The following is a 12179-nucleotide window of genomic DNA, read 5'->3' as shown; positions in this document are numbered from 1 at the left end:
CGTGGCCGACGGAGACCGTAACAACACCGCGCGCACCGCGGGCAGAAACGACGGCGAGGACTGATGGCACAGCAGCAGCGCGCTCAGGGCCCGTCCGACCCCGAGGCGGCTGGCAGCGGTATGTCGGACGCGCCGGAGTCCTGGGGGAACGGCGGGCTGGTCGGGGACGGCCGGTACCGGCTGACCCACAGACTCGGCCGGGGCGGCATGGCCGAGGTGTTCGCAGCCGAGGACGTCCGCCTCGGACGCACCGTCGCCGTCAAGCTGCTCCGCTCCGACCTCGCCGAGGACCCGGTGTCCAAGGCGCGTTTCACGCGCGAGGCGCAGTCGGTGGCCGGTCTCAACCACCACGCGATCGTCGCCGTGTACGACTCCGGCGAGGACTTCGTCGGCGGCCAGTCCGTGCCCTACATCGTGATGGAGCTGGTCGAGGGCCGCACCATCCGCGACCTGCTGCTGAACGCGGAGGCCCCCGGCCCTGAGCAGGCGCTGATCATCGTCTCGGGCGTCCTGGAGGCGCTCGCCTACTCGCACCAGCACGGCATCGTGCACCGCGACATCAAGCCCGCCAACGTGATCATCACGCACAACGGCGCCGTGAAGGTGATGGACTTCGGCATCGCCCGCGCCCTGCACGGCGCGTCCACGACGATGACGCAGACCGGCATGGTCATGGGCACCCCGCAGTACCTCTCCCCCGAGCAGGCCCTCGGCAAGGCCGTCGACCACCGCTCCGACCTGTACGCCACGGGCTGCCTGCTCTACGAACTCCTCGCGCTGCGCCCGCCGTTCACCGGCGAGACCCCGCTGTCGGTGGTCTACCAGCACGTCCAGGACATCCCCACGCCGCCGTCCGAGGCCTCCGACGCCTGCCCGCCGGAGCTGGACGGCCTGGCCATGCGCGCCCTCGCCAAGGAGCCCGACGACCGCTTCCAGACGGCCGAGGAGATGCGCGGCCTGGTCCAGTACGCGCTCCAGATGCTCTACGACCAGGGCGGCCACACCGGCACCTGGAACACCGGCCCGGTCGTCATGCACGAGGGCCGGCACACCCCCTCGGGCGGCCTGGCCGGCACGGCCGTGATGGGCCACCCCGGGGACGCCTCCGGCACCACGCAGATCCCCTCGCCGATCCTGCCCGGCGGCTACGGCGGCGGGGACGAAGGCGGCTTCGAGGGCCACGGCAACAAGGGCAGCGGACGCGGCAAGCTGTGGATCCTCGCCGTGCTCGCGGTGATCGCGGTCGCGGCGGGTGTGGCCCTGGCGCTGCAGAACACCGGTGGCGACAACGAAGGCCCCGGCACCAAGCAGTCGCCGACCACCTCGCAGACGACCGAGAAGAAGACGCCCAGCGAGACGCCGAGCGACGACACGACCGACGCGCCGACCGACACGTCCACGGACGACGGCACCGGCACGAGCTCCGGCGGCGGCAACTGGACGCCGTCCTACACGCCGTCCTACAAGCCGTCGCCGAGCGCTCCGCAGTCGCCCACCGGCCAGCCCTCGAACCCGCCGACCTCCGCGGAGCCGACCGGCGAGCCGACGGACGAGCCGCCCACGGACGTGGAGACTCCGCCGGACGACACGGGCGGTGCCGACGGCGGCACCACGGAGGGCATCGTCGGCGGCGCGGGCGGCGGCGAAGGCTGACCTCGCCGCGCTGCTCACAGGCATGATCCACGCGCGCGTGGGCCCGGAAACCGGGCCCACGCGCGCGTGCCGTTTCGGGCGCGCCGAAAAGTGGACTCTTCCCGTGACCTGGGTCACCGGGTTAACGTGCGGTTGCTCCGGCCTCCTGCAAGGCTGTGACCAGGGCCCCTTCCACGCCTTCCCGATTTACTTGGATATCCAAGCAAAATCGCAGGTCAGGTGGGGTTTCACAGAAATGTGGCGCACTGGGTAACGTGCTTTCTGCAGGGCGCTCGCCGGGGCACCTGTCACGCCCGTTCCCGGCCGAGCGGCACCCACCCCGTGCCCCGTGGTCGAGAACAGGTGAGCCGCTCCCCCCAGCTCAAAAGAGCAGGGGGGACCCCCAGGCCTACCGGCAACCCCGTGGCCCGGACCGACGGAGGAGCACACGTGACCGTGGAGAGCACTGCCGCGCGCACACCGCGACGCAGCGCCGGAAGCAAGGCCGGCACCACCGGCACCAAGCGCACCCGCACCACCGCCAAGAAGGACGCCGGCGCCGAGCCCCAGCTCGTGCAGTTGCTGACGCCCGAGGGCAAGCGCTTCAAGAACGCCGAGTACGACAAGTACGTCGCCGGCATCACCCCGGAAGAGCTCCGCGGCCTCTACCGCGACATGGTGCTCACCCGTCGCTTCGACGCCGAGGCCACCTCCCTCCAGCGCCAGGGCGAGCTGGGCCTGTGGGCGTCCCTGCTCGGGCAGGAGGCCGCCCAGATCGGGTCCGGACGGGCCACCCGCGAGGACGACTACGTCTTCCCGACCTACCGCGAACACGGCGTGGCCTGGTGCCGCGGCGTGGACCCGACGAACCTGCTCGGGATGTTCCGCGGCGTGAACAACGGCGGCTGGGACCCCAACAGCAACAACTTCCAGCTCTACACGATCGTCATCGGTTCCCAGACGCTGCACGCCACCGGCTACGCGATGGGCGTCGCCAAGGACGGTGCCGACAGCGCGGTGATCGCGTACTTCGGCGACGGTGCCTCCAGCCAGGGCGACGTGGCGGAATCGTTCACCTTCTCCGCGGTCTACAACGCCCCGGTCGTGTTCTTCTGCCAGAACAACCAGTGGGCGATCTCCGAGCCCACCGAGAAGCAGTCCCGCGTGCCGATCTACCAGCGCGCCCAGGGCTTCGGCTTCCCGGGCGTCCGGGTGGACGGCAACGACGTGCTCGGCGTCCTCGCGGTCACCCGCTGGGCCCTGGAGCGGGCCCGCAGCGGCGAGGGCCCGACCCTCGTCGAGGCGTTCACGTACCGCATGGGTGCCCACACCACCTCCGACGACCCGACCCGCTACCGGGGCGACGAGGAGCGCCAGGCCTGGGAGGCCAAGGACCCGATCCTGCGCCTGCGCCGGTACCTGGAGGCCTCGAACCACGCGGACGAGGGATTCTTCGCGGAACTGGAGGCCGAGTCCGAGGCGTTGGGCAAGCGAGTGCGCGAGGCGGTCCGTGCCATGCCGGACCCGGACCACTTCGCGATCTTCGAGAACGCCTACGCGGACGGGCACGCGCTCGTCGACGAGGAGCGCGCCCAGTTCGCCGCGTACCAGGCGTCCTTCGCCGACGAGGGGGGTAACTGAGATGGCTGAGAAGATGGCACTGGCCAAGGCGATCAACGAGTCGCTGCGCCGCGCCCTGGAGTCCGACCCCAAGGTCCTGATCATGGGTGAGGACGTCGGCAAGCTCGGCGGTGTCTTCCGGGTGACGGACGGGCTCCAGAAGGACTTCGGCGAGAGCCGCGTCATCGACACCCCGCTCGCCGAGTCGGGCATCGTGGGCACCGCGATCGGCCTGGCCCTGCGCGGCTACCGCCCGGTGGTGGAGATCCAGTTCGACGGCTTCGTCTTCCCGGCGTACGACCAGATCGTCACGCAGCTCGCGAAGATGCACGCCCGTTCGCTGGGCAAGGTCAAGCTCCCGGTCGTCGTGCGCATCCCCTACGGCGGCGGCATCGGCGCGGTGGAGCACCACTCCGAGTCGCCCGAGGCGCTCTTCGCGCACGTGGCGGGCCTGAAGATCGTCAGCCCGTCGAACGCGTCGGACGCGTACTGGATGATGCAGCAGGCCATCCAGAGCGACGACCCGGTGATCTTCTTCGAGCCCAAGCGCCGCTACTGGGACAAGGGCGAGGTCGCCACGGAGGCCATCCCGGGCCCGCTGCACAAGGCCCAGGTGGTCCGCGAGGGCACCGACCTCACCCTGGCCGCCTACGGCCCGATGGTGAAGCTCTGCCAGGAGGTGGCCGACGCCGCCGCCGAGGAGGGCAAGAGCCTGGAGGTCCTGGACCTGCGCTCGGTCTCCCCGCTCGACTTCGACTCGATCCAGGCGTCGGTGGAGAAGACCCGCCGCCTGGTCGTCGTCCACGAGGCCCCGGTGTTCTTCGGCTCCGGCGCGGAGATCGCCGCCCGGATCACGGAGCGCTGCTTCTACCACCTGGAGGCCCCGGTGCTCCGGGTCGGCGGCTATCACGCCCCGTACCCGCCGGCCCGCCTGGAGGAGGAGTACCTGCCGAACCTGGACCGGGTACTCGACGCCGTCGACCGCTCGCTGGCGTACTGAGGAGAGGGTCGTGACGACGATGACGGAAGCGTCCGTGCGCGAGTTCAAGATGCCCGACGTGGGCGAGGGACTCACCGAGGCCGAGATCCTCAAGTGGTACGTCCAGCCCGGTGACACGGTCACCGACGGCCAGGTGGTCTGCGAGGTCGAGACGGCGAAGGCGGCCGTCGAGCTGCCCATCCCGTACGACGGCGTGGTGCGTGACCTGCACTTCCCCGAGGGCACCACGGTCGACGTGGGCACCGCGATCATCGCGGTGGACGTGGGTGGTGGCGGTGCCGCGCCCGCGCCCGCCGCGGAGCAGCCCGCCGCCGCGCAGTCCGCCGCCGGGCGGCCCGCCGCTGCCGAGCCGGTCGAGGGGCCGAAGTCGGTGGGCTCGGGGCGCCAGCCGGTCCTGGTGGGTTACGGGGTGGCGACCTCCTCCACCCGCCGCCGGCCCCGCAAGGGCGCGGAGGTCCCGGTCCAGCAGGCCTCGACGGCGGTCCGGCCGGAGCTGAACGGCCACGCTCCGGCCCCCGCCCCGGCGGCCCCAGCACCGGCCGCCCCCGCCCCGGCGGGCCTGGACCGCCCGCTGGCCAAGCCGCCCGTCCGCAAGCTGGCCAAGGACCTGGGCGTCGATCTGACGACCGTCGTCCCGACCGGCCCGGACGGCATCATCACCCGCGAGGACGTGCACGCGGCGGTCGCCGCGACCGCCCCGGTGGCCCCCGAGCCGTCCGCGGCGGCGGCGCCGGCCCCGGCCACCGCCCCGGCGGCCGCGTCGTACGACACCGCCCGCGAGACCCGCGTCCCGGTCAAGGGGGTCCGCAAGGCGACGGCGGCGGCGATGGTCGGCTCGGCCTTCACCGCGCCGCACGTCACCGAGTTCGTGACGGTCGACGTGACGCGCACGATGAAGCTGGTCGAGGAGCTCAAGGCGGACAAGGAGTTCGCGGGCCTGCGCGTGAACCCCTTGCTGCTGATCGCCAAGGCGCTGCTCGTGGCGATCCGGCGCAACCCGGAGGTCAACGCGTCCTGGGACGAGGCGGCCCAGGAGATCGTGCTCAAGCACTATGTGAACCTGGGCATCGCGGCCGCGACCCCGCGCGGCCTGATCGTGCCGAACATCAAGGACGCCCACGCCAAGACGCTGCCGCAGCTGGCCGAGTCGCTGGGCGAGCTGGTGGCGACGGCCAGGGAGGGCAGGACGTCCCCGGCGGCCATGCAGGGCGGCACGGTGACGATCACCAACGTCGGCGTCTTCGGCGTCGACACGGGCACGCCGATCCTCAACCCGGGCGAGTCCGCGATCCTCGCGGTCGGTGCGATCAAGCTCCAGCCGTGGGTCCACAAGGGCAAGGTGAAGCCCCGTCAGGTCACCACCCTGGCGCTGTCGTTCGACCACCGCCTGGTCGACGGCGAGCTGGGCTCGAAGGTGCTGGCCGACGTGGCGGCGATCCTGGAGCAGCCGAAGCGGCTGATCACCTGGGCATGAGCCGGCCTCGGCGGCCCCCCACCCCTCGGGGCGGGGGGCCGCCGGCGTCTTCCGGGGGGTGAACCGGCGGTTCGCCGAGGGCCACAGGAGTCACCTCGAATCCTCCCAAGTACCACACAGTAAGCGGTTTATCCGGACATACGATCGACCTCACCACGAGATCGACCACTCGTCCGGCGCTCCGGGGGGAGCCCGGTTCCGGGCTGCGACGGGCGCGGTCACTCCCTCGAAAGTGAGTGAACCCCCCATGCGCGACGCGATGGTGCTCAAGGCCCAGAGATTCGTGAACTCCGTCTACGGCAGCCGTATCGGCACGACCGTGGCGGAGACCGGCGAGGCCGACTGGGCGACCATGTACGCCCTGACCCGTGCCCTCCAGTACGAACTGGGCATCACGGCGCTCTCCGACAGCTTCGGCCCCACCACGCTCGGCACCCTGACCGCCACGTACCCCGAGCTCGACGCGGACACCGTCCCCTCGCCCGACTTCTGCCGCATCCTCCAGGCCGGCCTGTACTGCAAGGGCTACGACGGCGGCGACCTCGACGGCAACTACGGCACCCGCGTGCAGGCGGCCGTCACCCGGCTCAAGACCGACATGGGCGTGGAACAGGCCCTCCCCGGCGCCGCCTTGACGCCCAAGGTGGTCAAGGCGCTGCTGACGATGGACTCCTACGTCACCGGAGCCCAGGGCACCGGACAGGTCAGGGCCGTCCAGCAGTGGCTCAACGGCAGCTACCTCCATCGGCAGGACTTCTTCGCCATCCCCTGCGACGGGCTGGTGTCCAGGGCCACGCTCAGGGCGCTGCTCCTCGGCGTGCAGTACGAGCTGGGCATGGCGGACGGCACCGCCAACGGCAACTTCGGGCCCGGCACCCAGTCGGGCCTGAAGGCGCACCCGGTGGCCCAGGGCGACAAGGGCGTCTTCGTCCGGCTGTTCTCCGCCGCGATGGTCCTCAACCGGCGGCCCGCGGCCCTCACCGACACCTTCGACGCCTCCCTCGCCGCCGCCGTCCGGGCCTTCCAGACCTTCGTGGCGCTCCCGGCCACGGGCGAGGGCGACTTCGCCACCTTCGCCTCCCTGCTGGCGTCCTTCGGCGACCAGTCCCGCCCCGCCAGGGCCTGCGACACCATCGCCAAGGTCACCCCGGCGCGGGCGGCCGTGCTCAAGGCGGCCGGGATCACCTGCGTCGGCCGCTACCTCACCAACCCCAGTGCCACCTCCCTGCCGGAGAAGGCCATCCAGCCGGGCGAGCTCGCCACCATCGCCCAGCAGGGCCTGCGCTGCTTCCCGATCTACCAGACCGTCAACAACGACGCCTCGGACTTCGACTACGTCGCCGGGCGGACCGCCGGGTACGCGGCGGTCAACGCCGCCCGCGACCACGGCTTCCGGCGAGGGAGCCGGATCTTCTTCGCCGTCGACTTCGACGCGATCGACGCCGAGATCACCGCGAACGTCCTGCCCCACTTCAAGGGCGTCAAGGAGGCGATGGCGGACTTTGGGCACCCGTACGAGATCGGCGTCTACGGCTCCCGCGAGGTGTGCGCGCGGGTCGGCGCGGCCGGCTACTCGACCGCGAGCTTCGTCGCCGACATGTCCTCGGGCTTCGAGGGCAACGCCGGGCACCCGCTGCCGCCGGACTGGGCCTACGACCAGTTCGCGGTCCGCACCCTCGGCTCGGGGGACGGGCAGTTCGAGGTGGACGCGAACATCGCCTCGGGGCGCGACACCGGGCAGAACGCGTTCGACCGGCCGCGGCCGCCCGTCCCGGACGTCGCCTTCGACGAGCGCCAGGTGCCGGCGCTGCGGGCCGACCTGTCGCGGTACATGCGCTCGATCGGCCGTCCCGACACGGGCGGCGTCGGCGGTGACGCGCGGCTCTACGGCAACGCGCAGGCCGTCGCGGCGATCCAGGACCAGGACGGGCTGATCACCGAGCTGTCGACGACCTACTCGATGCGCAAGGCGCTGATCCAGACGGTCGTCTACTGGGCCATGCGCGACTACGGCCTCGACGCCCGGTCCACCGATCAGCAGGTCGCCGACCACCACCTCACGGGCTCCGGTTCCGTCAAGGACTCGCACACCGGCATCGGCGAGATCAGCGCGGGTGACGCCATCCAGGCCTGGAACCACTGCATCGGCTGGGGCTTCGCCACCGGTGACCACCGCGACCCGGCCAAGGACGCCGACCTGTGGGCCGTGTGGCAGCGGCTGAGCAAGGACAACGCCTTCAGCGTGCGCACCGCGGCGCTGATCCACCTGTGGGGCACCCGGGGCAGGCCGGGCGGCCAACTGCCGCCCGGCGACCGGGTCACCACCCCGCGGACCATGCGCCTGGACCTCGTCGAGTTCGAGATCACCGAACTCCTGCGCCGCTACCGGGCCTGGGACCCCGACGTGGAGTCCCAGACGCACCAGAGCCTGGCCGTCTACCAGATCTTCGAGAAGTACAACAGCATCCTCCGCAACGCCTGAGCGCGTGGGCGCAGAGAACCCCAGGAAGAGACTCCGTTGAAGCTCAGCCTTCCCCGCATCCCCCGCATCCCCCGCGGAGCCTCGGCGCCCGGCACCGGCCACCGCCGCGTCCTGTCCCGCCGCGCCCTGCTCGGCCGGGTCGCCACCGTCGGCGGTGCCATGGGCGTCGCCGCCCTGCCCCTGTCCCCATTCCTGTCCCAGGCGTACGCCGACGCCGGCAACCCCATTCCGGCCCGCGTACGGGACGCCCTGCGCAGCGCGCAGGACCGCAGCCGGCGCGTGCTGGCGGGCTCGCGCTCCCACAACGGCTGGGAGATGGAGAACGTGGCCGACGACGGCGGCACCGTCTACACCCGTCCCGTCCCGGGCACCCCGCTCAAGGGCGTCGCCGTGCGCATGGGCGACGTGGAGACCGTCCTCGTGCATCTGGTGCGCCGGTTCCACTACGAGGTGGACCCGTTGCGCCGGGGCGACGTCGTCGGATGGCACGCCCCCGCCGGCCTCGCCAGGAGCGGGCCCGAGTCCAATCTGGCGTCCGGCACGGCGGTGCGGATCCGGCCGGGCTTCTACCCGCGCGGTGTCCGGGGCGGGTTCTTCCCGCAGCAGGAGGCCGTGATCCGCGACATCCTCGCCGAGCTCGACGGCGTGGTCCGCTGGGGCGCCGACGACCGTACGCCCGACGAGTCGCTGTTCAGCGTCGACGTACGGCCCGGTGACAAGAAACTGGTCCAGGTCGCGGCGCGGATCCGCGGCTGGCGGCTGGAGCCGGGCGCCGGTGCGGGCTCCCCGGTGAACGTGCCGGCGCCCGGCCGGCGCAAGGCGGCCCGGGCGCTGGAGCGCCGGCAGCGCGCCGCGGCGTGACGAAGGGGGCTCCGCCGCGCACGCGGCGGAGCCCCCTTCGGTCGTCCTGCTTCTGCCTTACCGGGTGAAGCCGTAGTTGAGCAGCTTCGTGGCGTCCGCCTTGCGGGCGTCCAGGCCGGTCGAGGCGAGGACCGTGCCGATGACCGTCTTGCCGTTGCGGGTGGCGGCGAAGACCAGGCAGTACTTCGCCTCCGGGCCGGAGCCGGTCTTCACACCGATCGCGCCCGAGTAGCTGGAGAGCAGCGGGTTGGTGTTCTCCCACGGGGCCATCGTCCGCGTACCACCGGTCTTGGTGATCGTCTTGGCCGTGTACTTCTTCGTCTTGACGACCGTGCGGAACGTGGAGTTCTTCATCGCGGCGCTGGCGAGCTTGGTCAGGTCGCGCGGCGTGGAGTAGTTGGCCCCGTGGCCGATGCCGTCGAACGAGTCGAAGTGGGTGTTCTTCAGACCCAGGTTCTGGGCGGTGGTGTTCATCTTGCCGATGAACGACTTCACGCGCGCCGCGCGCGTCGAGCCCGAGCCGAACTTGTCGGCGAGCGCGTAGGCCGCGTCACAGCCGGACGGCAGCATCAGCCCGTAGAGCAGCTGGCGGACGGTGACCTTGTCGCCGACGATCAGCTTCGCGTTGGACGCGTAGTTGTTCTCGACGATGTAGTCGCTGTACGCCTTCTGGACGGTGACCTTGCTGTCCATGTTGAGGTTCGACTGCTTCAGCACCACCAGCGCCGTCATGATCTTGGTGGTCGAACCGGTCGAACGGCGGGTGTCGGCCGCCTTGGTGTAGAGCGACTTGCCGGTCGCGTTGTTCATCACATAGCCGCCCTTGGCGGCGATGGAGGGCGCCGAGGCGGCCTGCGCCGGCGCGACGGTGAGGGCACCGGTCGCGAGCATGGCGCCGGTGGTGACGGCGACGGCCGCGGCTCTGCGGAGTCGAGTGCCCTGAATGCCGGTTATCAACTGAAGTACCCCGATTACGTCGAATGCCCCAACGGTGCGGCCGAGTTGAGGACGAGGGGAAAGGGGCCGCACGTATCTGACTTGTAACTAGCACACAAGGTTGCGCTGTTGCCGAGGGGGACCCCTGTTTTTGCCACAGATGTGTGACACAGGAGTCCGCATACTGGACGTATCCCTTCATGCGTACCTGTTGTATCTATGCTGTCGGCATGACCATGGCCGTGAAGCAACCGCCCGCCGCCGACCGTGTCTACGCCCATGTCAAACAGGGCGTGCTGGAGCGCCGTTACGAGGGCGGCACCCTCCTCACCGAGGGCGAGCTCGCCGATGCCGTGGGGGTCTCCCGCACACCGGTGCGTGAAGCGCTGCTCCGGCTGGAGGCCGAGGGGCTGATCCGGCTCTACCCGAAGAAGGGCGCCCTCGTCCTGCCGGTCTCCGCGCAGGAGATCGCCGACGTCGTCGAGACGCGGCTGCTCGTCGAGGAACACGCGGCGCGCAAGGCCGTCCCCGCGCCCCCCGGGCTCATCGAGCGCCTGGAAGAGCTGCTGGCCCGGCAGAAGAAGCAGGCCGCCGCCGGGGACCTCGCCGGGGCCGCCGTCACCGACCGCTGTTTCCACGCCGAGATCGTCCGCAGCGGCGGCAACGAGATCCTCTCCCGCCTCTACGACCAGCTGCGCGACCGGCAGTTGCGCATGGGCGTCGCCGTCATGCACTCCCACCCCGACCGCATCGCCAAGACCCTCGCCGAGCACGAGGAGATCCTCGACGCGCTGCGCTCGGGGGACGCCGAGGCGGCCGTCGGCCTCGTCCACCGGCACGTCGGCTGGTTCTCGCACCTGGCCCGGGGGGAGGTCCGTTGAGCTCCGGCACGCTCCCGGAGGACCCGCCGGGCGGCCGCCGCGCCCTGGCCGTCTGGGGCGTCGGCGTCTCGGTCTACTTCGTCGCGGTCATCTTCCGCACGTCCCTGGGCGTCGCCGGCCTCGACGCCGCCGACCGCTTCCACGTGAACGCCTCCGCCCTGTCCACCTTCTCCATCCTCCAACTGCTGGTCTACGCGGGCATGCAGATACCCGTCGGCCTGCTGGTCGACCGGCTGGGCACCAAGAAGGTGCTGGCGCTGGGCGCGGTGCTGTTCACGGCCGGGCAGCTGGGCTTCGCCTTCTCCCCCTCGTACGGCACGGCGCTCGCCTCCCGGGCGCTGCTCGGCTGCGGCGACGCGCTGACGTTCATCAGCGTGCTGCGCCTGGGCAGCCGCTGGTTCCCGGCCCGGCGCGGGCCGCTCGTCGCCCAGTTCGCGGGCCTGGTCGGCATGGCCGGCAACCTGGTCTCCACGCTCGTCCTGGCCCGGCTGCTGCACGGCATCGGCTGGACGGCGGCGTTCGCGGGCAGCGCCGCCGCCGGGGCCGTGGTGTTCGTCCTGGTGCTGCTGTTCCTGAAGGACCACCCCGAGGGCCACCAGCCGGAGCCGCTCCCGCACCGGGGCGCCGCCTACGTACGACGGCAGATCGCGGCCTCCTGGCGGGAGCCCGGGACCCGGCTCGGCCTCTGGGTGCACTTCACCACCCAGTTCCCGGCGATGGTGTTCCTGCTGCTGTGGGGCCTGCCGTTCCTCGTCGAGGCGCAGGGGCTGTCCCGGGCCGTCGCGGGCGAACTCCTCACCCTCGTCGTGCTGTCCAACATGGCCGTCGGCCTGGTCTACGGCCAGATCATCGCCCGGCACCACGGGGCGCGGCTGCCGCTCGCCCTCGGGACGGTCGGCACGACGGCGGTCCTGTGGGCGGCGACCCTCGCCTACCCGGGCCCGCACGCCCCGATGTGGCTGCTGATCGTGCTGTGCGCCGTGCTCGGGGCGTGCGGGCCGGCGTCGATGATCGGCTTCGACTTCGCCCGCCCGGCCAACCCGCCCGAACGGCAGGGCACCGCCTCCGGCATCACCAACATGGGCGGCTTCGTGGCCTCCATGACCACGCTGTTCGCGATCGGCGTGCTCCTGGACGCGACCGGCGACGACTACTCCCTGGCGTTCTCGGCGGTGTTCGTGCTCCAGGCGCTCGGGGTCTGCCAGATCCTGCGGCTGCGCAGGCGGGCGGCCCGGCGGGAACGGGAGCGGCTGGTCGCCAGCCGGGTGGAGACGGTGCACGTCCCGGTGTAGG

The 12179-nt window shown here is 71.5% G+C and carries 9 protein-coding genes; 8 read left to right on the top strand and 1 reads right to left on the bottom strand.

The annotated features are described in order from the left end of the window. Positions 1-63 precede the first annotated feature (63 nt). From AB0I06_RS26735 to AB0I06_RS26710, 6 genes are all read left to right on the top strand, one after another. Positions 64-1653, top strand: a complete 1590-nt coding sequence (locus tag AB0I06_RS26735; RefSeq protein ID WP_363121378.1) for a protein kinase — start codon at positions 64-66, stop codon at positions 1651-1653. A gap of 429 nt (positions 1654-2082) precedes the next feature. After that, positions 2083-3273 (top strand): pyruvate dehydrogenase (acetyl-transferring) E1 component subunit alpha, encoded by a 1191-nt coding sequence (pdhA, locus tag AB0I06_RS26730; RefSeq protein WP_363121377.1) that lies wholly within the window; start codon positions 2083-2085, stop codon positions 3271-3273. Between the two features lies 1 nt (position 3274). After that, complete coding sequence (locus AB0I06_RS26725; protein WP_363121376.1) at positions 3275-4252, top strand: alpha-ketoacid dehydrogenase subunit beta; 978 nt, start codon at positions 3275-3277, stop codon at positions 4250-4252. Positions 4253-4262: 10 nt separating this feature from the next. Beyond that, positions 4263-5726 (top strand): dihydrolipoamide acetyltransferase family protein, encoded by a 1464-nt coding sequence (locus tag AB0I06_RS26720; protein ID WP_363121375.1) that lies wholly within the window; start codon positions 4263-4265, stop codon positions 5724-5726. 247 nt (positions 5727-5973) lie between these two features. Continuing rightward, positions 5974-8208: a glycoside hydrolase domain-containing protein gene (locus AB0I06_RS26715; protein WP_363121497.1), complete on the top strand. Its 2235-nt coding sequence runs from the start codon at positions 5974-5976 to the stop codon at positions 8206-8208. A 36-nt stretch (positions 8209-8244) separates the two neighbouring features. Continuing rightward, complete coding sequence (locus AB0I06_RS26710) at positions 8245-9069, top strand: twin-arginine translocation signal domain-containing protein (protein WP_363121374.1); 825 nt, start codon at positions 8245-8247, stop codon at positions 9067-9069. Positions 9070-9126: 57 nt separating this feature from the next. Here the strand turns inward: AB0I06_RS26710 and AB0I06_RS26705 are convergent, their stop codons facing one another. Further along, complete coding sequence (locus AB0I06_RS26705; protein WP_363121373.1) at positions 9127-10026, bottom strand: serine hydrolase; 900 nt, start codon at positions 10024-10026, stop codon at positions 9127-9129. Positions 10027-10235: 209 nt separating this feature from the next. Between AB0I06_RS26705 and AB0I06_RS26700 the strand changes: the two genes are divergently transcribed. Both AB0I06_RS26700 and AB0I06_RS26695 read left to right on the top strand, forming a co-directional pair. After that, a complete protein-coding gene (locus AB0I06_RS26700) occupies positions 10236-10886 on the top strand; it encodes a GntR family transcriptional regulator (protein ID WP_363121372.1) in 651 nt (216 codons plus the stop codon). Next, complete coding sequence (locus AB0I06_RS26695; protein ID WP_363121371.1) at positions 10883-12178, top strand: MFS transporter; 1296 nt, start codon at positions 10883-10885, stop codon at positions 12176-12178. Before AB0I06_RS26700 ends, AB0I06_RS26695 begins: the two co-directional genes overlap by 4 nt. Position 12179: the final 1 nt, after the last annotated feature.

This window comes from Streptomyces sp. NPDC050674 (assembly GCF_040654575.1).
GTDB lineage: Bacteria > Actinomycetota > Actinomycetes > Streptomycetales > Streptomycetaceae > Streptomyces.
The sequence above is the reverse complement of the archived record's forward strand: the minus strand, read 5'-3'. Positions and strand labels throughout refer to the sequence as shown.